The 22,904-nt window shown below is 66.4% G+C and carries 20 protein-coding genes; 14 read left to right on the top strand and 6 right to left on the bottom strand.

The window, feature by feature from the left end; genetic code table 11:
* Positions 1-5: 5 nt before the first annotated feature.
* Both EJC49_RS18530 and EJC49_RS18525 read right to left on the bottom strand, forming a co-directional pair.
* Positions 6-3,086, bottom strand: coding sequence for an efflux RND transporter permease subunit (locus EJC49_RS18530; RefSeq protein WP_126701420.1), 3,081 nt, complete (start codon positions 3,084-3,086; stop codon positions 6-8).
* Positions 3,083-4,204 carry an efflux RND transporter periplasmic adaptor subunit gene (locus EJC49_RS18525; protein ID WP_126701419.1) on the bottom strand — a complete coding sequence of 374 codons (1,122 nt, stop codon included), beginning with the start codon at positions 4,202-4,204 and terminating at the stop codon, positions 3,083-3,085. The genes EJC49_RS18530 and EJC49_RS18525 overlap by 4 nt, the downstream gene beginning before the upstream one ends.
* A gap of 128 nt (positions 4,205-4,332) precedes the next feature.
* Between EJC49_RS18525 and EJC49_RS18520 the strand changes: the two genes are divergently transcribed.
* From EJC49_RS18520 to EJC49_RS18510, 3 genes are all read left to right on the top strand, one after another.
* The gene (locus EJC49_RS18520) at positions 4,333-4,872 is read left to right on the top strand and encodes a TetR/AcrR family transcriptional regulator (protein WP_126701418.1); all 540 of its coding nucleotides are present in this window, start codon (positions 4,333-4,335) and stop codon (positions 4,870-4,872) included.
* An 89-nt stretch (positions 4,873-4,961) separates the two neighbouring features.
* Positions 4,962-6,254 carry a flavodoxin-dependent (E)-4-hydroxy-3-methylbut-2-enyl-diphosphate synthase gene (gene ispG, locus EJC49_RS18515; RefSeq protein WP_126701417.1) on the top strand — a complete coding sequence of 431 codons (1,293 nt, stop codon included), beginning with the start codon at positions 4,962-4,964 and terminating at the stop codon, positions 6,252-6,254.
* A gap of 3 nt (positions 6,255-6,257) precedes the next feature.
* Complete coding sequence (locus tag EJC49_RS18510) at positions 6,258-7,121, top strand: lytic transglycosylase domain-containing protein (protein WP_425358829.1); 864 nt, start codon at positions 6,258-6,260, stop codon at positions 7,119-7,121.
* 12 nt (positions 7,122-7,133) lie between these two features.
* Here EJC49_RS18510 and EJC49_RS18505 read toward each other — a convergent pair whose 3' ends face one another.
* Positions 7,134-8,051, bottom strand: coding sequence for a polyprenyl synthetase family protein (locus EJC49_RS18505; protein ID WP_126701416.1), 918 nt, complete (start codon positions 8,049-8,051; stop codon positions 7,134-7,136).
* A 212-nt stretch (positions 8,052-8,263) separates the two neighbouring features.
* Between EJC49_RS18505 and EJC49_RS18500 the strand changes: the two genes are divergently transcribed.
* From EJC49_RS18500 to EJC49_RS18485, 4 genes are all read left to right on the top strand, one after another.
* Entirely contained in the window at positions 8,264-8,923 is a 660-nt protein-coding gene (locus EJC49_RS18500) for a biosynthetic peptidoglycan transglycosylase (protein ID WP_126701434.1), read from the top strand.
* 156 nt (positions 8,924-9,079) lie between these two features.
* Positions 9,080-9,262 (top strand): 50S ribosomal protein L32, encoded by a 183-nt coding sequence (gene rpmF, locus EJC49_RS18495; protein WP_047147461.1) that lies wholly within the window; start codon positions 9,080-9,082, stop codon positions 9,260-9,262.
* Between the two features lie 175 nt (positions 9,263-9,437).
* Positions 9,438-9,839 carry a hypothetical protein gene (locus EJC49_RS18490; protein WP_126701415.1) on the top strand — a complete coding sequence of 134 codons (402 nt, stop codon included), beginning with the start codon at positions 9,438-9,440 and terminating at the stop codon, positions 9,837-9,839.
* A gap of 31 nt (positions 9,840-9,870) precedes the next feature.
* Complete coding sequence (locus EJC49_RS18485; protein WP_210211822.1) at positions 9,871-11,460, top strand: gamma-glutamyltransferase family protein; 1,590 nt, start codon at positions 9,871-9,873, stop codon at positions 11,458-11,460.
* Positions 11,461-11,500: 40 nt separating this feature from the next.
* On the opposite strand, the gene phaR is transcribed toward EJC49_RS18485, so the two are convergent.
* Entirely contained in the window at positions 11,501-12,109 is a 609-nt protein-coding gene (gene phaR, locus EJC49_RS18480) for a polyhydroxyalkanoate synthesis repressor PhaR (protein WP_126701414.1), read from the bottom strand.
* A gap of 308 nt (positions 12,110-12,417) precedes the next feature.
* Here phaR and EJC49_RS18475 point away from each other — a divergent pair, with 308 nt between their 5' ends.
* The 6 genes from EJC49_RS18475 to EJC49_RS18450 all read left to right on the top strand — a co-directional run bounded on the left by EJC49_RS18475 (position 12,418) and on the right by EJC49_RS18450 (position 20,100).
* Positions 12,418-13,605 carry an acetyl-CoA C-acetyltransferase gene (locus tag EJC49_RS18475; RefSeq protein WP_126701413.1) on the top strand — a complete coding sequence of 396 codons (1,188 nt, stop codon included), beginning with the start codon at positions 12,418-12,420 and terminating at the stop codon, positions 13,603-13,605.
* 125 nt (positions 13,606-13,730) lie between these two features.
* On the top strand, positions 13,731-14,453 hold the full coding sequence (gene phbB / locus EJC49_RS18470) for an acetoacetyl-CoA reductase (RefSeq protein ID WP_126701412.1): 723 nt from the start codon (positions 13,731-13,733) through the stop codon (positions 14,451-14,453).
* A gap of 390 nt (positions 14,454-14,843) precedes the next feature.
* Positions 14,844-18,311 (top strand): helicase-related protein, encoded by a 3,468-nt coding sequence (locus EJC49_RS18465; RefSeq protein WP_126701411.1) that lies wholly within the window; start codon positions 14,844-14,846, stop codon positions 18,309-18,311.
* Between the two features lie 5 nt (positions 18,312-18,316).
* A complete protein-coding gene (locus tag EJC49_RS18460) occupies positions 18,317-18,700 on the top strand; it encodes an RNA-binding S4 domain-containing protein (RefSeq protein ID WP_126701410.1) in 384 nt (127 codons plus the stop codon).
* A gap of 125 nt (positions 18,701-18,825) precedes the next feature.
* Positions 18,826-19,164: a ferredoxin FdxA gene (gene fdxA / locus EJC49_RS18455; RefSeq protein WP_126701409.1), complete on the top strand. Its 339-nt coding sequence runs from the start codon at positions 18,826-18,828 to the stop codon at positions 19,162-19,164.
* Positions 19,165-19,521: 357 nt separating this feature from the next.
* Positions 19,522-20,100 carry a CarD family transcriptional regulator gene (locus tag EJC49_RS18450; RefSeq protein ID WP_126701408.1) on the top strand — a complete coding sequence of 193 codons (579 nt, stop codon included), beginning with the start codon at positions 19,522-19,524 and terminating at the stop codon, positions 20,098-20,100.
* Between the two features lie 143 nt (positions 20,101-20,243).
* Here EJC49_RS18450 and clpS read toward each other — a convergent pair whose 3' ends face one another.
* Complete coding sequence (gene clpS, locus EJC49_RS18445) at positions 20,244-20,549, bottom strand: ATP-dependent Clp protease adapter ClpS (RefSeq protein ID WP_126701407.1); 306 nt, start codon at positions 20,547-20,549, stop codon at positions 20,244-20,246.
* Positions 20,550-20,677: 128 nt separating this feature from the next.
* Between clpS and EJC49_RS18440 the strand changes: the two genes are divergently transcribed.
* Positions 20,678-21,040: a DUF423 domain-containing protein gene (locus EJC49_RS18440; RefSeq protein ID WP_126701406.1), complete on the top strand. Its 363-nt coding sequence runs from the start codon at positions 20,678-20,680 to the stop codon at positions 21,038-21,040.
* Between the two features lie 18 nt (positions 21,041-21,058).
* Here the strand turns inward: EJC49_RS18440 and EJC49_RS18435 are convergent, their stop codons facing one another.
* A complete protein-coding gene (locus EJC49_RS18435) occupies positions 21,059-22,849 on the bottom strand; it encodes an acyl-CoA dehydrogenase (RefSeq protein WP_126701405.1) in 1,791 nt (596 codons plus the stop codon).
* Positions 22,850-22,904: the final 55 nt, after the last annotated feature.

The following is a 22,904-nucleotide window of genomic DNA, read 5'->3' as shown; positions in this document are numbered from 1 at the left end:
ATCAATTATTCAGCCGGACTGGCCGCCGGTTCGAAGTTCGGCATTTCCGGTTCGGGCGGCAGGTCGCGCGCGGACAGGAAGGTGTAGAACATCGGCACGACGAACAAGGTGAACGCGGTGCCGACGATCAGGCCGGCGAAGATCACCACGCCCATGGCGGAGCGCGCGGCGGCGCCGGCGCCCGATGCGGTGATCAGCGGCACCACGCCGAGCGCCATGGCGGCGGTGGTCATGAGGATCGGCCGCAGGCGCGTCTTTGCCGAAGCGATGATCGCGGCATGTCGGTCGAGCCCGTGGAGCTGCCGTTGCTGGTTGGCGAACTCCACAAGCAGAATGCCGTGCTTGGTGATCAACCCCACGAGGGTGATCAGTCCCACCTGCGTGTAGATGTTGAGCGTTCCGATGCCGAGGTTGAGCGGCAGGATGGCGCCGAAGATCGACAGCGGAACCGACATCAGGATGATCATCGGGTCCCGGAAGCTCTCATACTGCGCCGCCAGCACGAGGTAGATGACGACGATCGCCAGCGCGAAGGCGATGATGATCGTGTTCCCTTGCTGGCTCTCCAGGCGCGACTGCCCGGAATAGTCGATGAAGAAGCCGTCGGGGAGCAAGGGGCGGGCGATCTGCTCGATCGTCGCCAGGCCGTCGCCGCTCGACACCGTCGGCAGCGGCAGGGCCGAGATCGTCGCGGCGTTGAGCTGGTTGAACTGCTCGATGGAAGCCGGCGAGGCATTGGTGGAGACCGAGACCACCGCCGACAGGGGCACCATGTCGCCGGACACCGAGCGGATGAAGAACTCGCCGAGGCGTTCGGGGTTGTTACGGAAGGATTCCGGCACCTGCATGATGATGTCGTAGCTGTTGGAATCGCGGTCGAACTGCGCGACCGATCCGCCGCCGACGAGCAGCGCCAACGTCGTTCCGATCTCGCTGATCGGCAGGGACAGCGCGGCGGCGCGGTCACGGTCGATCGTCATGGTCACCTGCGGGGCATCGAAGGCGAGCGAGTTCTGCACGACGATGAAGCGGCCCGACTGCTGCGCCTCGACGCGAATCTGCTCCGCCACTTCGTAGACGCGCGAGGCGTCGCCGGTCGAGCGGATCACGACGGAGATCGGCAGGCCGCCGCCGGTGCCGGGCAGGGAGGGTGGCGCGAAGACCAGCGCCTGGACGCCCGCCACCTTGGCGAGACGCGCCTGGATGTCGGCCTGGATTTCCTTCTGCGAGCGCGTCCGTTCCGACCAATCCTTCAGGGCCCACACCGAAAAGGCCGAGTTGGTCTGTCCGCCCGAACCGGTGATCGAGAAGTTGGCCTTGACCTCGGGGATGTCGCTGGTCAGTTCGCGAATCTGGTCGATGTAGAGCTGCGTATACTCGGTCGTGGCGTAGCGCGGCGCCGTGATGAGGGCGAAGAGGGCGCCGGAATCCTCCTCCGGCGCCAGTTCCGTGGTGGTCTTGAAGAACATGAAACCGGAGATGCCCACGAGGCAGATCACGACCAGCAGCGTCACCGGGCGGTATTTCAGCGAGCCGGAGACCAGGCGCTCGTAGCCATTGGCGAACCTCTCGAAGAAGCGGTCCACCGCCTTCTGGAAGCGGCTGTGGTTGCCGGCCTTCAGAATGCGCGCCGACATCATCGGGGTGATCGTCAGCGCGACGATACCGGAGATGATCACGGCGCCGGCCAGGGTGAAGGCGAACTCGCTGAACAGGGAGCCTGTGAGACCGCCGATGAACATCAGCGGCGCGAACACGGCGGCGAGCGTGATGGTCATGGCGATGATCGAGGAGGTGATCTCCGCCATGCCCTTGTAGGCGGCCTGCATGGGCGACAGGCCTTCCTCGATGTGGCGGTGGATGTTCTCGACCACGACGATCGCATCGTCCACGACAAGGCCGATCGCCAAAACCATGGCCAGAAGCGACAGGAGGTTGATCGAATAGCCCATCATCAGCAGCAGGAAGCAGACGCCGATGAGGGACAGCGGAATGGTGACGATCGGCATCATCACCGACCGGAAGGAACCGAGGAAGAGCAGGATCACGACGATGACGATCGCGACGGCTTCGGCGATCGTCATGAACACCTCCTCGATGGAGGCGCTGATGGTCTCGGTCGAATCATAGACCAGTTCGATCGACATGCCGTCCGGAAGGCTTGCCCGGATGGCGGGCAATTCCGCGATGACGCCGGCAGACGTGTCGAGCGGGTTCGCGGACGGGGTCGGGAAGATGCCGACGAAGGTTCCGTCCTCGCCGTTGAACTTGACGACCGTTTCCTCGCTCTCGGCGGCCAGCTCGACGGCAGCGACGTCGATGAGGCGGACGATGCCGCTTTCGTCGGACTTGAGCGGCAGCTGGCCAAAGGCCTGCGGGTCCTGAAGCGTGGACTGCACCGTGATGGAGTTTGCCACGAAGGTGTTCTTCGTCTTCCCCGGAGCCGACAGGAAGTTCGAGGCGCGGATCGCGGCCAGAACCTCGGCAGCGGTCATTCCCCGCGACGCGAGCTTCACCGGATCGACCCAGACCCGCATGGAGTATTCCTTCGCGCCGAGAACCTGGACCTCGGCGACGCCTTCGATCGTGGACATGCGCGGGCGAATGACGCGCTTGATGTATTCGGTCAGCTGCTCGGCCGTCATGTTGGGGTTCTGCATCGCCAGGTACATGATGGCGAACTGCTGGCCCGTGCCCTTGACGATGACCGGATCGTCGGCATCCGACGGCAACTGCCCGCGCACCTGATTGACCTTGGCGATCACCTCGGTCAGCGCTGCGTCCGGGTCGGCGCCGAGCTGCATCTGGACCGTCACCACGGAGACGGAGGGCCGGCTCTGCGAGGTCACGTAGTCGATGTTTTCGGTGGTCGAGACGGAGGCCGAAATCGGCGCCGTGATGAACCCCTGGATCAGGTCCGCGCTGGCGCCCGGATAAGTGGTGGTAACGGTGATGACCGTTTCCTCGACCTTCGGGTACTGCCGCACGGACAGCCCGAAGATGCCTTGCGCGCCAAGCAGGAGGATGAGGAAGGCAAGAACCGTCGACAGGACGGGCCGGCGGATGAAGATGGCGGAGAAGCTCATTTCGTCACCGCCTCGCTTGCGGCCTGAACCTGCGGCTGCACCGTGTTGTCGATCGTCACCGGGGAACCGTTGTTCAGCCGGTTCTGTCCGGCCGTGACGACGATGTCGCCGCTCGCAAGACCTTCGACGATCTCGATGCGGCCCTCCGCGCGCCGGCCTGTCTTGACGAAGACCTGGCGGGCGACGAGACCTTCGGCGCCGTCCCCTTCGGCGGGGCGCACGACATAGGCGTAGTCCCCGTAGAGGCTGGCGATGATGGCCGTCTGCGGAACGGCGATGACGTCCGATTCCTCGGGCAGCTGGACTCGCACCTGGACGAACTGGCCCGGCGCCAGCTTGCCGTCGGGATTGGAGATTTCGGCCCGGATCAGCACCAGGCGCGTCGCCGCGTCCACCTTGGGCTCGATGCCGGTGATCTTGCCTTCGAACGGCATCTCGTCCCCGGTGACGCCGAAGCGGACGGGCTGGCCGATCCCGACGAGACCGAGGCTTTGCTCGGGAATGGAAAAATCGGCGCGCAGGACGTCGAGGTTCTGCAGCGTCGCCACCGTGGTGCCTGGAGAGAGGTACTGGCCGACGTCGATTCGGGGAATGCCCAGCGTGCCGTCGAAGGGCGCTACGAGCCGTTTCTGCTCCAGCACCGCCTCGAGCTTCTCGACCTGCGCGGCGGAGGCGGAGGCGGAGGCCTGTGCCTGCTCGACGGTCGTTTCGGAACCGACGCCGCGTTTCTGGAGTTCCTGGGCGCGGGCAAGGTTCTGGACGTCGAGGGCCGCCTGGGCGCGTTGGGCGGAGAGATCGGCCTGCTGCTGCGTGTCGTCGAGCTGGACGAGCAGGTCGCCCTGCGCGACACGCTGGTTGGCCTCGAACTGGATCGCCTTGACGATGCCGCTCGTCTCGACCGAGAGGTCGACACCCCTCGATGCCCCGACGGTGCCGATCGCCTGGATGCTCGGCGTCCAGCGGATCGGCGCCACGTCGACGGTCGAGACCGGTGACGACGCCACCGGCATGTTGGCGAAGAACTGGTTGATCGCGTTGTCGCGGAACATGTTGAAACCGAGGATCCCGCCCACGACGATGACGAGCAGGACGATGGCTATGAGAAAACGCTTGATCACGAGGGGCTCCGCGCGTGTCGACCGACTCGGCTCTTGCTTGTCGGTCATTATCCTGCAATTTAGCAGTGAACGCTTACTGTACCGTCTGGACGGTAATGTCAATCGGCAGGCGTCTTGGGAGGATCGGATTGAAGCCGCAAAAAACAAATTCACGTGAACGAATTCTTATCGCGGCCGAGGAGGTCGCCCGCAATGCCGGGCCGGGAAGCCTTTCGCTCGACGCCATCGCCCAACGCGCGGGTGTCTCGAAGGGGGGGCTTCTGTACAATTTCCCGACCAAGGCGAAGCTTCTGCAAGGACTGGTCGAGAAGCATCTCGAAGAGTTCGAGAAGGCGATCGACGAGGGTTCCGCGCGTGGCGAACCGCTGCTCTCCTCCTATCTGCGCGTCATCGAGCGCAGTTCGGCCGAGGGGCATCCGCCGGCCGCCTGGCTTTTTTCGGCCATTGCGGAGGATCCCGGCTTCCTGGAGCCGATCAACCAGTTTCGTGGCCGCCTGCTGGCGCGCCTGCGTGCCCAGGGTGGCGACCTGGGCGACCTCCTGATCGCCTTCATGGCGATGGAAGGGCTGCAATGCATGAAGCTGTTCGACACCGATCTTCTCAGCCCGCAGGAGAGGGCCGTCCTGCTCGAACGGGCGCACGCCATCGCAGCCGGCCAACGGGTCTGAGGTCGGTCCCGGGAACACAGGTCCATGCTTGACATGGCGCAGGCCCTCCGCCACCTGAAAGCCGTCCCTTCAGGTCGCGGAGACGGCAGATGACGATCGCAGCCTCGATTCCTTCAGTCGGCCTGGCCTCCGCCGCCGGAAAGGCCGGACCGGCGCCGCGCCGCGAGGCCGTGGGCGTGGACGTCGGGGGCGTGAAGGTCGGCGGTGGTGCGGCGATCGTCGTGCAATCGATGACCAACACCGACACGGCCGACGTCGATTCCACCGTCGCCCAGGTCGCGGCGCTGCATCGCGCGGGCTCCGAACTCGTCCGCATCACGGTCGATCGCGACGAGGCCGCCGCCGCCGTGCCGCGCATCCGCGAGCGGCTGGAACGCCTGGGCATCTTCGTGCCGCTGATCGGCGACTTCCACTACATCGGCCACAAGCTGCTTGCGGACCATCCAGCCTGCGCGGAAGCGCTGGCCAAATATCGCATCAATCCGGGCAATGTCGGGTTCAGGGCGAAGAAGGACCGGCAGTTCGCGGCGATCGTGGAAACCGCGATCCGTCACGACAAGCCTGTGCGCATCGGCGTGAACTGGGGTTCGCTCGACCAGGAACTGCTGACCCGCCTGATGGACGAGAACCAGGCCGGCGGTTTCCCGCTGACGGCCGACGAGGTGATGCGCGAGGCGATCGTCCAGTCGGCGCTCCTGTCGGCCGAGCTTGCCGAGGAGATCGGCCTGCCGCGCGACAAGATCATACTGTCGGCCAAGGTCAGCCAGGTGCAGGACCTGATCGCCGTCTACGCCGATCTCGCGCGCCGGTCCAATCACGCGCTCCATCTGGGGCTGACCGAGGCGGGCATGGGCACCAAGGGCATCGTCGCCTCGTCGGCCGCCATGGGCATCCTGCTTCAGCAGGGCATCGGCGACACGATCCGCATCTCGCTGACGCCGGAGCCCGGCGGGGACCGGACGCGCGAGGTGCAGGTCGCGCAGGAACTGCTGCAGACGATGGGCTTTCGCCAGTTCGTGCCGATCGTCGCCGCCTGCCCCGGCTGCGGACGCACGACGTCGACCGTGTTCCAGGAACTCGCCGAGAACATCCAGGCCGACCTGCGCCGCAACATGCCGGCCTGGAAGAGCCGCTACCCCGGAGTCGAGATGCTCAAGGTCGCGGTGATGGGCTGCATCGTCAATGGACCCGGCGAATCCAAGCACGCCGACATCGGAATCTCGCTGCCCGGCACGGGCGAGACGCCGACCGCGCCGGTCTTCATCGACGGAAAGAAGGCGGCAACGCTGCGTGGCCCGGCCATCGCCGAGGACTTCCAGAAGATGGTTGCCGACTACATCGAGCAGCGCTTCGGGGTCGCCGGCAAAGCGGCGGCGGATTAGGCTGTGGCTGGCCGGGGACGCCTCTCTCGGCTCCTCGCGGCCTGCCTGCTTGGCCTGACGACAGCCGCGCATGCGGTGCCGCCGCCCGAGCCGAAGCCACGTCCGGTCACGGTCTCCCGCGTCTGCGATCTGATCTCCCGTCACGCGGATCGCAACGGTCTGTCGCGCGACTTTTTTGCCCGCTTGATCTGGAAGGAAAGCCGCTTCGATCCGAACGCGGTCAGCCCGGCGGGGGCGGAGGGCATCGCCCAGTTCATGCCGGGAACGGCGAAGATGCGCGGGCTGGACGACAGCTTCGACATCGACAAGGCGATACCCGCATCCGCCGCCTATCTTGCCGAACTCGCCGCAGGCCTCGGCAATGTCGGGCTTGCCGCTGCGGCCTACAATGCCGGCGAGGGCCGGGTGGCACGCTGGCTTTCACAAGGGGGCTTCCTGCCGCTCGAAACCGAGAACTACGTGCTCGACATCCTCGGCGCGCCGGCGGACAGCTTCATCGGCCAGTCGGGCACCGGCGTCATCCCGCCGCTGCGCGAAGGCCAGTCCTTCGAAGAGGCCTGCGTGGCCTTGCCGGTGACGCGGACCGCGACGGTTCCGATGTCGAGCGTCCAGCTCAAGCCCTGGGGCGTCCAGCTTGCCGGACACTTCCGGCGCGACGTGGCGATCCGCCAGTACCAGCGGGTGAAGGGGCGGTTTCCCGCCCTTTTGTCGCCCTACGAGCCGGTCGTCAGCCGGGTTCGCTCACCCATCGGCCGGCAAGGCATCCACGCCGTCCGCATCGGTGTCGACAATCGCGCGAATGCCGACATCATCTGCCAGCAACTGCGGGCGGCGGGTGGCTCCTGCGTCGTTCTGCGCAACCGCTGAAGGCTCGAAACGTCAGTGATCGCGCCGGGCGATGAACTGGGCGGCCGCGCGCAGCATCGACGCGGTGTCGCCGAAGGGCGCAAGCAGGTCCTGCGCCTGCGCGACTAGGCCGTCGAGCTGTCGCCGCGTCCAGTCGACGCCGTGGAGGCCCGGCAAGGTCGCCTTGCCCGCTGCCGCGTCCTTGCCGGTGGCCTTGCCCAGCGTCGCCGCGTCGGACGTCATGTCCAGCAGGTCGTCGGCAAGCTGGAAGGCTAGGCCGACCGCCGACCCGAACTCCGCCAGCCGCGTGCGTTCATCCACGCTGGCGCCGCCGACGATCGCGCCCGCCTCGCAGGCATAGCGGATCAGTGCGCCGGTCTTCATGGCCTGCAGCATCAGGATGCCGGCCTCGTCGGGTCTCTCGCGCTCGGCCTGGAGGTCGAGCGCCTGGCCGCCGGCCATGCCGCCAAGCCCCGCGGCGCGGGCAAGTGCGGCGACCAACGCCACGCGGGCGGTCGCCGGCAACTCGGTCTCCTCGCTCGCCACGATGTCGAAGGCGTAGGTGAGCAGGCTGTCGCCGGCGAGGATCGCGGTCGCTTCGTCGAAAGCCTTGTGCACGGTCGGCTGTCCGCGGCGCAGGTCGTCGTCGTCCATCGCCGGCAGGTCGTCGTGGATCAGCGAGTAGCAATGCACGCATTCGAGCGCGGCGGCGACGCGAAGCGGCGCTTCGCCCTCGATCCCGAACAGCGCGGCGCTTTCCATGAGAAGGAAAGGCCGCAGCCGTTTGCCGCCATTGAGCACGCCATGGCGCATCGCCTGCATCAGCCTTTCGGGACGCGCCACCTCGCCGTCCCGGGCGCGATCGTCGAGCAGGGCGCGCAGGCGCCGTTCCACGGCATTCGCGTGGCTGACGCGGGCGGCTTCGAAAAGGGCGAGGACATCGGCTTGCATGGGCGAGCGATGGCTGCAAATTCATCCCCGGTCAAGCGGGTCGGCACGAACGGGGATTTGCAGCGTTGCATGACCGGCCCGCTCACTCTATTCAGCCTAGAGACGACCCGGTCAGGCTGGATTTGAGCACACAAGACAACAATTCCAAGGCCGCGAAGGGCCGTAAAGGTCGCCGAAGGGCCGGGAGCACGCGCGGGCGGGCTTCCCTCTACCTGCGGCGCGGCGGGCTTGCGGTACTGGGCCTGGCGCTCGTGCCGGTGGTGCTGACCTTTCTCAGCCTGCTGCCGTTCGTCCATCCCGTTTCGACGCTGATGCTGCGCGATCTCGTGATGATGCGTGGCTATGAGCGGCAATGGGTCGACCTCGAGGATATCCAGCCGGTGCTCGTCCACTCGGTCATCATGTCGGAGGACGGACTCTACTGTTCGCATGGCGGCATCGACTGGGGCGCCCTCTCGTCGGTCATCGACGATGCGCTGTCGGGCGAACCGTCGCGCGGCGCATCGACCATCACCATGCAGACGGTCAAGAACCTGTACCTCTGGCAGGGGCGGTCCTTCGTGCGCAAGGCGCTCGAAGTGCCGCTGGCGATCGGGTTCGATTTCGTGGTTCCGAAACGACGGACCATCGAGATCTACCTCAACATCGTCGAGTGGGCGCCCGGCGTCTATGGCGCGGAGGCCGCGGCACGGCACCATTTCGGCCGGTCGGCGTCCGAACTCACCCGGCGCCAGGCGGCTCTCCTGACGGTCACTCTCCCCAATCCGCACGTGCGCAATCCGGCGAAGCCGACCGCCGGCCTCAATCGCCTCGCCGACATCATCGAGAGGCGGGCTCGGCAGGCGGGCAGCCACGTCAACTGCGTTCGGTGATGTGACTGGCCAAGTGCGCGGCTAAAAATTTGGCCCGCGCGACTGGCCAAGCGGCGTGCGAGCGTGTATAGGCACGCGACTTTAACAAGACGGCCTGTCGCTGCGGCCCTTCACCGAGGGCGCGACGGGCTTTTGACCGATGATGGAGCAGGTACCATGGCTGTCCCCAAAAGGAAAACCTCGCCGTCGAAGCGCGGCATGCGTCGCTCCGCCGACGCGCTCAAGGCCCCGACCTATGTCGAGGACAAGAATTCCGGCGAACTGCGCCGTCCGCACCACATCGACCTGAAGACGGGCATGTATCGCGGCCGCCAGGTTCTGGAGCCCAAGGAAGGCTGAGCCACGACTTCAGTCGACGCAGTCGGGACCGGCCTCGTGCCGGTCTTTTGCGTTTGACTCTCCGGGTTCTGGCCAGTCTCCACCGACGCCTCCCTGACGATCCAATTGGCTGATCCGGCTTGACGCGGCGCGGCTGCGCGATACGGTGCGCGACCGCACCAACCGGAAGCGCGCCATGGCGATCGTCCCGCTGCTCATCATCCCCTTCATCCTGTTCAACCTGGGGCTCACCGGGGTGCTGGGCGGGGGGCCTGCCGGCCCGTGGGAGCAGGTGCTCTTTGCCATTCCGATGATGTCGGGCGGGTCCTTCGCGCTGACGCTCGGCGACCTTCTGGTCGTGGTTGCGCTCTTCCTGCTCTTCATCGAGATCATGAAGTCGACGCGCACCTCGAACGCCTCGGTGATCGACCACCTGCTGTCCACCTTCGTGTTCGTGGCCTACATCGTCGAGTTCCTGCTCGTCGAGCAGGCTGCGCATTCCGTGTTCTTCATCCTCATGGTCATCGCCTTCATCGACCTGATCGCGGGCTTCTCCGTTTCCATCCGGGCGGCGGGTCGCGACGTCAGCTTCAACTGATCGCGGCCGCAGAAACCGATCGGGGCATTTCATGCGCAATTTCGACCTTCCCGGACGTTCGCCGGTGATCGCCGAGAACGGAATGGCTGCGACGTCGCATCCGCTCGCCACGGCGACCGCGCTGTCGGTTCTGCGCGACGGCGGCAACGCGGTGGATGCGGCGATCGCGGCAAGCGCGGTCCTTGCCGTGGTCGAGCCGCACATGACCGGCATCGGCGGCGACTGCTTCGTCATCCTGGCCGAGCCCGACGGGTCCGTGCATGGGCTGAACGGATCCGGTCGGTCGGCAGCGCGCGCGCAGCCCGGCTGGTATCGCGAACGGGGCTTCTCCAAGGTTCCCAGCCACGGCCCGCATACGATCACCGTGCCCGGCGCGATCAAGGCCTGGGAGGCGCTCGCGCATCGCTTCGGCACGCGGGGTTTCGACGCGCTCTTCACCGACGCGATCCGCTATGCGGAGGAAGGTTTCGCCATCCACCCGCGCGTCGCCTGGGACTGGCAGCGCCATGTCGGCGATCTCGCCGCCGACGAAGGCGGGCGCCGGCACTATCTGGTCGACGGGCAGGCGCCCGCGATGCTTTCCCGGCTGAAGCTCCCCGCCTTGGGGCACACCTTGCGCAGGATCGCCCGCGAAGGGTCGCGGGCCTTCTACGAAGGGGACATCGCCGCCGAGATTGCCCGCACCGTCCAGACAAAGGGCGGGTTTCTCGACGAGGCCGACCTCGCCGCGGTGACGGCCGACTGGGTCGGCACGATCACGACGGAGTATCGCGGCCACACCATCCACGAGATCCCGCCGAGCGGGCAGGGCGTGACCGCCCTGATCATCCTGAACCTGATGACGGCGCTCGGGGTCGACCGGCTGGCGCCCGGCAGCGCGGAGCGCCATCACCTGATGATCGAAGCCGCCAGGCTCGCCTACGCGGTTCGCGACCGCGAAGTGGGGGATCCGTCCTTCATGGCCGGCACCGTCGGGCAGTTCCTGTCTCCGGCCTTGACGGAAACGCTCGCCGGCAGCTTCGATCCTCACAGGCGCAACGAGGCGCTGTCTTTGCCGCCGCTGCCGAACGCCGATACCGTCTACCTCACGGTGGTCGATCGCGATCGCCGCGCCGTGTCCTTCATCAACTCGCTCTACTCCGGCTTCGGTTCGCGGGTGGTGACGCCCGAATCCGGCATCGCCCTGCAGAACCGCGGCGCCTGCTTCTCCGTCGTGGAGGGCCACCCGAACGAAATCGGCCCGTCGAAGCGTCCCATGCACACGATCATCCCGGGGATGGCGATGAGGGACGGTCGCCCGTCCATATCCTTCGGCGTGATGGGGGGCGCCTACCAGCCGATGGGCCATGCGCTCGTGCTGTCGAACATGCTCGACCACGACATGGACCCGCAGATGGCGATCGACTGGCCGAGGCTCTTCTGGGGCGACGACGAGCAGGTGCTGGAAGCGGAAACCGGGATTTCGCAGGCCGTGCGCTCGGAGCTCGCGGCGAAGGGGCACAAGGTGGTGGATGCGCAGGCGCCGCTCGGCGGCAGCCAGATCATCGCCATCGACCACGCGAGCGGTTTTCTGATCGGCGGTTCCGATCCGCGCAAGGACGGCTGCGCCCTGGGCTGGTAGTCCGGTCCGTTGCCGAGGTCCGGCATCGACGAAAGGCGTTTCAGCCCAGCTTGTCGATCTTTCGCTGCATGGCGGCGATCTGTTCCTTCAGTTCGCGCAGTTCGTCGGTGCCTTGGCCCGCCGGCGCCTTCTGGGGCTCGTCGTCGGCCGGCGCGCCGCCACCGTTCTGCGGCGGAAAGGGCGTGAACATCCGCATCGCGTTCTGGAACAGCTCCACGTTCCGCCTGGCCTGCTCTTCCAGCGCCTTGATCGGCGTTGCCACGTTCATCATTTCCATCGGGGTCCGGGGCAGCGCCGACTTCATCTGTTCGCGAAAGCGCTCCTGCTCCTTGGCGAAGGCGATCATCGACTGTTCGAGAAAGCTCGGCACGACCATCTGCATCTGGTCGCCGTAGAAGGAAATGAGCTGGCGAAGGAACGACACGGGCAGCATGTTCTGCCCGTCCTTGTTCTCCAGTTCGAAGATGATCTGCGTGAGGACCGGATGGGTGATGTCCTCGCCGGACTTGGCGTCCTGAACGTTGAAGTTCTCGCCCTTCTTCACCATCTCGGCGAGATCCTCGAGCGTCACATAGGTCGATGTACCCGTGTTGTAGAGGCGTCGGTTGGCATATTTCTTGATCACCACCGGATCGTCCTTGGCTGCCACGCGACTCTCCCAGCTTTGTCGAAATCCAACGGCTTGAAGCCAAGCCGCACCCTGCTCGGTGGTCAGGATATGCGCAAAAGCCGGCCAAATGAAAGCGAATTGTGCAGTGCAGGAGCCCGGGTGTCCCGGTCATGGACGATACGGGTCGCCGGCCCCCGAGCATTCCACGAATGCGTGAGGCGCAATCTCGACCCGTTCCATTTCCGGTTTGACTCGGATCAACGAACGGGCAAGAAAAGTCGGAAAGGTACGCGCTGGTCGGGCCGATACCCGAGCGGCCGTCAGGTCATGCACCCAGGGAGTATTCCATGTCCGCTTCAACGTCGATCGTCGTCGCCAGCGCGGCGCGCACTGCCGTCGGCTCCTTCAACGGGGCTTTCGCCAACACCACCGCGCATGATCTCGGCGCGGTGGTCATCAAGGAAGTCCTGGCGCGGGCGGGCGTCGACGCGGCCGAGGTGGACGAGGTGATCCTCGGCCAGGTCCTGACCGCCGGACAGGGCCAGAACCCCGCCCGCCAGGCCGCCATCGCCGCCGGATTGCCGAAGGAAACCACCGCCTGGGGGCTCAACCAGGTCTGCGGCTCGGGCCTCCGCACCATCGCCATCGGCATGCAGCAGATCGCGACCGGCGATGCCGGCATCATCATCGCGGGCGGCCAGGAATCCATGTCGCTGTCGCCGCACTGCGCTCATCTGAGGGCCGGCGTGAAGATGGGCGACTACAAGATGATCGACACCATGATCAAGGACGGGCTCTGGGATGCCTTCAACGGCTATCACATGGGCACCACGGCCGAGAACGTGGCCAAGCAGTTCCAGATCACCCGCGACGTGCAGGACACGTTCGCGCTTGCCTCCCAGAACAAGGCGGAAGCCGCGCAGAAGGCCGGCCGCTTCAAGGACGAGATCGTGCCGGTGACGATCAAGGGCCGCAAGGGCGACACCATCGTCGATCAGGACGAGTACATCCGGCTCGGCGCGACCATGGACGCGATGCAGAAGCTGAAGCCGGCCTTCGACAAGGACGGCACGGTGACGGCCGCCAATGCATCGGGCATCAATGACGGCGCCGCCGCCGTGCTCCTGATGAGCGAGGCGGAGTCCGCGCGCCGCGGCATCGTCCCGCTCGCCCGCATCGTCTCCTGGGCGACGGCGGGCGTCGATCCGGCGATCATGGGCACGGGTCCGATCCCGGCGTCGCGCAAGGCGCTCGAAAAAGCCGGCTGGACGGCCGCCGATCTCGATCTGGTCGAGGCCAACGAGGCCTTCGCCGCGCAGGCCTGCGCCGTCAACAAGGGCATGGGCTGGAACCCCGACATCGTCAACGTCAACGGCGGCGCCATCGCCATCGGCCATCCGATCGGCGCGTCGGGCACGCGCATCTTCAACACGCTCGTCCACGAGATGAAGCGTCGCGGCGCGAAGAAGGGCCTGGCCACGCTGTGCATCGGCGGCGGCATGGGCGTGGCCATGTGCGTGGAAGCGATGAACTGAACTGGCGAATAGCGAATAGGGAATAGCGAATAGGGGACAGACAAGGGCGGATGCGTCGGGGCGGTTTCCCCATTCGCTTTTCGCCATTCGCTATTCGCCTTCTGACCACAGGGAGGAGACACGATATGCCAAGAACAGCACTCGTCACCGGGGGATCGCGCGGCATCGGCGCGGCCATTTCGGTAGCGCTCAAGGACGCGGGCTACACGGTGGCGGCCAACTATGCCGGCAATGACGAGGCGGCGACGAAGTTCTCCGCCGAGACGGGCATCAAGACCTACAAATGGTCGGTTGCCGACTACGACGCCTGCGCGGCGGGCATCGCCCAGGTCGAGGCCGATCTCGGCCCCGTCGACGTGCTGATCAACAATGCCGGCATCACCCGCGATGCGCCGTTCCACCGCATGACGCGTGAACAATGGAATGACGTCATGCGGACCAACCTGGACGGCGTCTTCAACATGACGCATCCGCTCTGGAACGGCATGCGCGAGCGCAAGTTCGGCCGCATCGTCACCATCTCGTCGATCAATGGCCAGAAGGGCCAGTTCGCGCAGGCGAACTATTCCGCCGCCAAGGCCGGCGATCTCGGCTTCACCAAGGCGCTTGCGCAGGAAGGCGCGCGCGTCGGCATCACCGTCAACGCGATCTGCCCCGGCTACATTGGGACGGACATGGTGATGGCGGTGCCGGAGAAGGTGCGCGAGAGCATCATCGCGCAGATTCCGGTCGGTCGCCTCGGCGAGGCGGCCGAGATCGCGCGCTGCGTCGTCTTCCTCGTCTCCGACGAAGCCGGCTTCATCACCGGTTCCACCATCAGTGCCAACGGTGGCCAGTACTTCATCTGAGGTTGTCCGGAACGAGAGGGCGGCCGGCTCACGAGAGTGGCCCGCCGCCCTTTCTTTTCGCTTGACGGGGATCGCGGCCTTGACTCCTCCCGGAAACATGGGCCGCGAGCAAGTGATTCAAAAGATTCATCATCTGGTGTCCACGACGAGGGCGAACGCCAGATGATGTGACGAACAAAGCATGAATCGCATCGAGTCAGCGATTCGTCGCCGTTTCGTTCCAGACTCGTTCCGGTTGCAGCGAATCTCTTCGGGCGCCGTACATTTGAGATTGTCATCCCGGGACGGAGACCCTATGTCTCGGCGGCGTGTGGTTCCGGTCGTGCCGGGCCGGATTCCTGCGGGGGCGCAGTCTAGGGGCTTAGGCACGAAAGGCCGCAACTCCAGTTCATGAACGTGCACCCCAACAAGTCATCGCCATTGATCCTGTCCGGTCGGGACGTGACCGCCGTTCTCGGTCCCACCAACACCGGAAAGACGCATCTGGCGATCGAGCGCATGGTTGCCCACGAGTCCGGCATCATCGGTCTGCCGCTCCGGCTCCTGGCGCGTGAGGTCTACGGCCGCGTCGCCGAGAAGGTCGGCGTCGCCAACGTGGCGCTCATCACCGGCGAGGAGAAGATCCAGCCGCCCGGCGCGCGATACTCCGTCTGCACCGTCGAGGCGATGCCGCGCGAGACCAACGCCTCCTTCGTCGCCATCGACGAGGTCCAGATCGCCAATGATCTCGAGCGCGGCCACATCTTCACCGACCGGATCCTGCATCTGCGGGGGCGCAACGAGACGCTGCTGCTCGGCGCGGCCTCGATGCGGGGCATCCTCGAAAAGCTCCTGCGGGGCATCTCCGTCGTCACCCGCCCGCGCATGTCTCACCTCGCCTATGCGGGCTCCAAGAAGATCACGCGCCTCCCGCGCCGTTCGGCCATCGTCGCCTTCTCGGCCGACGAGGTCTACGGCATCGCCGAACTGATCCGCCGCCAGCGCGGCGGGGCTGCGGTCGTGCTCGGCGCGCTGTCGCCGCGCACCCGCAATGCGCAGGTCGAGATCTACCAGTCGGGCGACGTCGACTTCCTGGTGGCGACCGATGCCATCGGCATGGGCCTGAACCTCGACGTCGATCACGTCGCCTTCGCCCAGAACCGCAAGTTCGACGGCTTCCAGTATCGCGACCTGACGGCGGCCGAGCTCGGTCAGATCGCCGGCCGCGCCGGCCGCCACCTGCGCGACGGCACCTTCGGCGTCACCGGCCAGGTCGATCCGCTCGACGAGGAACTGGTCGAGAAGATCGAGGGACATGATTTCGAGCCGGTGCGCGTGCTGCAGTGGCGTACCGCGCAGTTCGACTATGCGAGCCTCGACGCGCTGAAGCGGTCGATCGAAACGCCGGCCCCCGTGGAGGGACTGACCAAGGCGCTGCCCGCCGTCGATGCCCAGGCGCTGGACCACGTCTGCCGCGACGAGGACATTCGCAACCTTGCCGATCGGCCGCAGCGGGTGGCGCTGTTGTGGGATGCCTGCGCGCTGCCCGACTATCGGCGCATTGCACCCGCACAGCACGCCGACCTGATCGCCTCGATCTTCACCGATCTCGCCAGGCGCGGTCATGTCGACGAGGCCTACATGGCCGAACAGGTTCGTCGCGCCGAGTCAGCCGAAGGCGACATCGATACGCTATCGCAGCGGATCGCGCAGATCCGAACCTGGACCTTCGTCTCGCACCGGCCCGGCTGGCTGGCCGATCCGGCACACTGGCAGGAAAAAACGCGCGAGATCGAGGACAGACTTTCCGATGCACTGCATGAACGGTTGACGAAACGCTTCATTGACCGCAGGACATCCGTGCTCATGAGGCGCCTGAGAGAAAATACGATGCTTGAGGCAGAAATAAACCCCGCCGGCGAGGTGCTCGTCGAAGGCCATCACGTCGGCGAGCTGCAAGGCTTTCGCTTTACGGCAGACCAGTCTGCCGGCGGCGAGGACGCCAAGGCGGTCCGAACAGCCGCGCAAAAGGCGCTCGCGACGGAATTCGAGACGCGCGCCGAGCGGTTTGCCGCCTGCGCCAATGGCGATCTCGCGCTCGGCTCCGACGGCGTCCTGCGCTGGATCGGCGCGCCGGTCGCCACGCTGGTGTCCGGGGAAGACACGCTGAAGCCGCGCGCCATCCTTCTGGCCGACGAGCAATTGACGGGCCCGTCGCGCGACCGCGTCGCCGCCCGGATCGACCGCTATGTCGCCTATCAGGTGGAAACGCTGCTCAAGCCGCTCGCCGACCTGAAGAACGCCGAGCAGCTGTCCGGCATTGCGCGCGGGGTGGCGTTCCGGCTGCTCGAAAATCTCGGGATCCTCAATCGCCGCGACGTCGCCGACGACGTGAAGTCGCTCGACCAGGAAGCCCGCGCCGCACTGCGCCGGCTTGGCGTGCGTTTCGGAGCCTATCACGTCTTCCTGCCCGCACTCCTGAAGCCGGGTCCGGCCGGGCTGCTGACGCTGCTCTGGGCGCTTGCCAATGACGGCAAGGACAAGCCGGGGTTCGGCGACGTGGTCAACGCGTTGTCGACCGGCCGCACGTCGCTGGTGGTCGATCCGACCTTCGCGACGGAATTCTATCGCCTCGCCGGGTATCGGCTGCTCGGCCGCCGTGCCGTGCGCGTCGACATCCTGGAGCGCCTCGCGGATCTGATCCGTCCTGCGCTTGCCTGGCGTCCAGGCACCGGATCGCGGCCGGAAGGCGGCTTCGACGGCGCTGCCTTCGTCGTGACGCCGGCGATGATGTCGATCCTGGGCGCGACCGCCGACGACATGGAGGAGATCCTCCGCGGGCTCGGCTATCGCGGTGAAGCCAAACCCGCCGCCGAGGTCAAGGCCAGGCTCGAAAGCCTCGATCAGGCCGCGCGTGCGGCGGCCGAGGCCGAGCTTGCACGCCGAAAGGCGGCGGCCGAGGCTGCCACAGCCACAGCCACAGCCACAGCCACAGCCTTTGCCCCTGCATCGGACGCGGCAACCGCCGCCCTGGGCGATGATACCGGAGGCGAGCCGCAATCACTCGGCGATGTCGCTGCCGACATCGCTGCGGACCATGCGGGTGCATCGCCTGCCGTCGAGGACGCTGCGCCGACGCCGGACGCCGACGCCGCGGAAGGTATTGACGGAAACGACGAGACGTTGGCGTCATCGGCCGTTGCCGCCGAGGTCGAACGACCGGCCGCCGCCGTCGAGCCGCTCGTGGAGGCGGCTGCGGCCGCGCTCGGAGAAGGTGAGGATCAGCCCCAGTCCCTGGGCGAGGCAGCCGTCGAGGCCGTTGCCGATCAGGCGCCCGAAAGCGCTGCCCCCGCCGAGACCGGCGCCAGAGAGACTGCTGCGCCGGCCGCGCCCGAGGAGCCGGCCGAACCGGTCGAGGAAGAAAAGCCGATCATGCTGTGGCGGCCTGGCCGCTTCGGCGACCGGCAGCGCCAGGACAATCGCAACCGCGGCCGCCGCGGCCAGCCCCGCGACGGGCAGGCGGGCGAGGGGCAGCCGCGCGAAGGACAGGCAGCCCGCGAGAGGCAGCCGCGTCCGGGTCAGCCGCGTGAAGGTCAGGGCGAGCGCCCGGCCGGCCGTTCGGCCGAGGGCGGCAAGGGCCGGTTCGAGAACCGCTTCAGGGAGAAGGGCGACAAGCCCGGGGGCGACCGTCCTCGCGGCGACCGGCCCGGCCGGGGCGGGCCTGGCGGCAAGCCGGAGCGCGACCGGGGTCCCAAGGGGGATCGGGGCGATCGCCGTCCTGCCTTCCAGCAGACGCCGCGCGAGGAACGGCCGGTGAAGTTCGACCCGGATTCGCCTTTCGCCAAGCTCGCCGCCTTGCGGGACCAGCTCAAGAAGTAGGCGCCATGGCGGGTCCGGAGCGCCAGCGTCTCGACAAATGGCTATTCTTCGCTCGCGTGGCCAAATCCCGGTCGCTCGCGGCCCGGCTGGTGCAGTCCGGCGCCGTGCGGGTCAACCGTGAGAAGGTCGGCCAGCCGTCCCATCCGGTGAAGCCGGGGGACGGCCTGACGATCACGCTCGACCGTCGCATCCTCGTCTGGCGCGTGGTCGACACCGGAACGCGGCGCGGCCCCGCCGAGGAGGCTCGCGGTCTCTACGAAGACCTGACGCCGAAGCCCGATCCCGCCGCCCTGGTCCTCGAACCCGCGCCGGCGGCCGAACGCGAGCGGGGCGCCGGACGACCGACCAAGAAGGAACGGCGGCTGACGGATCGCTGGCGCGGCGAATAGTCACCGCGCTTGGGAAATTCTTTCCCCGAAGCGGCTCGCGTGCGCCAAACCGCCCCTTGCGCCAGTGCCGCAACGGGGCTACCTCAACGCCGTTCAAGCTGGAAGACGCTGCCGGAGCCCCTTGCATGACCTATGTCGTCACGGACAACTGCATCAAGTGCAAGTACATGGACTGCATCGAGGTTTGCCCCGTCGACTGCTTCTATGAAGGCGAGAACATGCTCGTCATCCATCCCGACGAATGCATCGACTGCGGCGTCTGCGAGCCCGAGTGCCCGGCTGACGCCATCCGCCCGGATACGGAACCGGGTCTCGACAAGTGGCTGAAGGTCAACGCCGATTATGCGGACAAGTGGCCGAACATCACGGCCCGCAAAGAACCGCCGGCCGATGCCAAGGACTTCGATGGTCTCGAAGGGAAGTTCGAAAAGTTCTTTTCGCCGGAGCCGGGCGAGGGCGACTGACCGGCTGAAACTGACGCTGCGTCAGTAACCTTGCCGCGAACGGGCGCCGCCCATCAGGATGGCGCTGCCGTTCGCTTGTGCAGCAAGTTGTTGATTCTTTCGCATATTTATGTTACATATGGTCGTCATGCAGGTGAGACATCGTCCGTTTGTGGCGCAAACGCCCTAATTCTCGAAAGGTGCGATCAATTTCCGGTCCAAGGTGACTTGGCTCAGGCTGGAAAGCTTGTGCCGATGTCATCGGTTTCTTCACCGGAGATTGGTTGTTTGCGCGCGCAGTCGGATCCGGGCGGCATTCGGCCGCAGCATGATCGCGGCCGTAAAGAGCCGCTGCCGAAGCTAAGGAGTTCAGGGCGTATGGCAACCCAGCAGAAAAAGACAGCAGCGCGCAACGGCTTCAAGACCACGGAGTACATTGTCTATCCGGCGCACGGCGTCGGCCAGATCGTGGCCATCGAGGAGCAGGAAGTCGCCGGCCACAAGCTGGAGCTGTTCGTCATCGACTTCCAGAAGGACAAGATGCGGTTGAAGGTTCCGGTCGCCAAGGCCGCGACCATCGGCATGCGCAAACTGTCCGAGACGGACTATGTCGATCGCGCGCTGAAGGTCGTGCAGGGCCGCGCCCGCGTGAAGCGCACCATGTGGTCGCGCCGCGCGCAGGAGTATGACGCCAAGATCAACTCGGGCGACCTGATCTCGATTGCGGAAGTCGTTCGCGACCTCTACCGCGCCGACAACCAGCCGGAGCAGTCCTATTCCGAGCGGCAGCTCTACGAAGCCGCTCTCGACCGCATGGCGCGCGAAATCGCGGCGGTCAACCGCATGTCCGACACCGAGGCGGTGCGGCTGATCGAGACCAACCTCAACAAGGGTCCGCGTCGCGGCGTCAAGGCCGACAACGAAGGCGACGACACCGAGCAGGAAGTCGCAGCGTAACCTTCTTTTTCGCCATTTTCATTGTCACGAGGCCCGACCAGGCAACTGGCCGGGCCTCTTGCATTGGACCCGGGCCACGGCCACGACCGTCCCTGCGGGCGCGACCCCTGAAACCGCCCTGTGCGGGCTCTACGCGGAAAAGGTCACGCTTCCGGCTCGGTGCGGAACAGCAGCGGGTAGCCCATCTTGCGGCCTGCTTCCGTCGCGCGCGTGGCCTTGGTTTCGGCAACGTCCTTGGGAAACACCGCGACCACGCAGACGCCGCGCTGGTGAGCGGTGATCATAACCCGCCGGGCCTGGTCTGCATTCAGCCGGAATTCGGCCTTCAACACCATGACCACGAAGTCGCGCGGCGTGAAATCGTCGTTGAACAGGATCACCTTGTGCAGGCGCGGTCGTTCTGTCTTCGGCTCGGTGATGGTTCGCGGCGTGGTGGCGGCGTCGCTCATCGCTGAGGCTCTTCATATCGGAAAGGGTGGGGCGGCAATGCGTCGCTTATGCCATGGCTCGACACGGGCGTAAACGCGGCGCTTTCGTAGGGCGGTTCTGGGAAGCGCCATTTGCACGGGGACGGACGATGACGACGGCAAGGGTTCTGACGGTGGCTGGCGGCCTGTGTGGCGCGGCCGGGGTGGTGCTTTCGGCTGCGGCCGCGCATGCCGGCGGCGGCAACACCGGCACCGCGGCGTCCTTCCTGCTCATGCATGCCGGGGCCTTTCTGGCGGTCGGCCTCGCCCCGTCGAGCAGGCCGATGCGCCTTGCCGCATTCGTCGTGCTCGCCGGCCTGGCGCTCTTCGCCGGCGACCTCCTGATGCGCGATTTCGCAGGCATGCGCCTATTTCCGATGGCGGCGCCCACGGGCGGCACGCTGATGATCGTCGGCTGGCTCGCGGTTGCCGTCACCGGCGCCTTCACGCGGTCGCGCCCCGCCGACAGATAGACCGAGGCGGGACGAGCCTCAGAACCACTCCTGCTTCATGGCGAGCGTGGTGTCGTCCAGCGATTCCAGCAGCGCGCGCTGCGTCCTGGCTTTCGGCAGTTCGTAGGTAAAGAAGTACCGGCACGCCGACAGCTTGCCGTTCAGGAAGTTCTCGTCGCCGGACCCCTCGGCAAGCTTTCTGGCGGCGACGGTCGCCTGGCGCAGCCACATCCAGGCAATCACCACGTGGCCGAACATGTCGAGGTAGATGGTCGCGTTGGCCAGCGCCAGCCTCGGCTCATTCGCGGTGGCGACGGCGAGCCGGCGTGTCGTGGCGACCGTCTCGGCGAGTTCGGTCGCCAGCATCTCGGCGAAGGCTTCGAGCGAGGCGATCTGATGGGCGGCCGAAACGTCGGCCATGATCCGCCCGGCGAGCGCCTTGACGCTGGCGCCTCCGCCCATGCCCACCTTGCGGCCGAGCAGGTCCAGTCCCTGGATGCCGTGCGTGCCCTCGTGGATCGGGTTCAGCCGGTTGTCCCGGTAGAGGCGTTCGACCGGATAGTCACGCGTATAGCCGTAGCCGCCGAGGATCTGGATGGCGTGCTTGTTGGCCTCGAGGCAGAATTCCGATGGCCAGGACTTGGCGATCGGGGTCAGGAGATCGAGCAGCAGCGCTTCTTCCTTCGCGATCGCCGCCTCCCGGTCGCCATGGGCGCGGTCGACGAGATCGGCGCAATAGAGGCAGAGCGCCAGCGCGCCTTCCACGGCCGCCTTCTGCGCCAGCAGCAGACGACGGATGTCGGCGTGCTGGATGATCGGCACCTGTGGCGTGGCGGGATCCTTGGCGCCGGCCGGTCGGCCCTGCGGCCGCTCGCGGGCATAGGCGAGCGAGGCGCGATAGCCGGCGGCGGCGAGCGCCGTTGCGCCCATGCCGACGCCGATGCGGGCCTCGTTCATCATCTGGAACATGTAGGAAAGGCCGTGATGAGCCTCGCCGAGCAGTTCGCCCCGGCATGGCCCGTCTTCGCCGAAGTTGAGCAGCGTATTGGTGGTGCCGCGATAGCCCATCTTGTGGTTCAGGCCGGCCAGCGAGACGCCGTTGCGTTCGCCGGGCGTTCCATCCTCGCCGACGATCCGCTTGGGCACGATGAACAGCGAAATGCCCTTTACGCCTGCCGGTCCGTCCGGGATGCGGGCGAGCACCAGATGGACGATGTTGTCCGAAATCTCCTGGTCCCCGCCAGAGATCCACATCTTGCGGCCGACCATAAGGTAGCTGCCGTCCTCCTGCGGTTCGGCCCGCGTCGTGATATCGGCCAGCGAGGAGCCCGCCTGCGGCTCGGACAGACACATCGTGCCAAAGAAGCGGCCCGCGACCATCGGGCGCAGGTAGCGCTCCTTCTGCGCGTCCGTGCCGAAGGATTCGATCAGCCTCGCCGCGCCGACCGTCAGGAAGGGATAGGCCGAAGTGGAGATGTTGGCCATCGAGAAGACGAAGGCGGCCGCGACCCGCAAGGTCTCGGGCATCTGCGTTCCGCCCCACTCGACGTCGAAGGCGCCGCCGAAGAACCCCGCGTCGCGGTAGACGGCGAGCGCGTCGGCGACCGCTCCGTCCATCTCCACCTTGCCATCGACGAATGTCGGCTCGTGCTCGTCCAGGCGCGCGGCATGCGGCAGGAAATGCTCCATGGCGATCCGCTCGGCCGTTTCCAGCACGCCGTCCATCGCTTCGCGGTCATAGTCTGCAAAACGGGGAATTGCGCTCAGGCGGGCAAGCCCGAGCACGTCGTGCAACTGAAAGGCCAGGTCGGCCCGGTCGATCGAGATCATGGAACGTTCTCCGATGGGTGGAGTTCCGTATCAGCTGCAACCGCGCGCCCTGCTC

It is taken from the genome of Aquibium carbonis, from assembly GCF_003970795.1.
Classification (GTDB): Bacteria; Pseudomonadota; Alphaproteobacteria; order Rhizobiales; family Rhizobiaceae; genus Aquibium; species Aquibium carbonis.
Note: the sequence above shows the minus strand (reverse complement) of the source record. Positions and strands in the feature narration are given on the sequence as shown.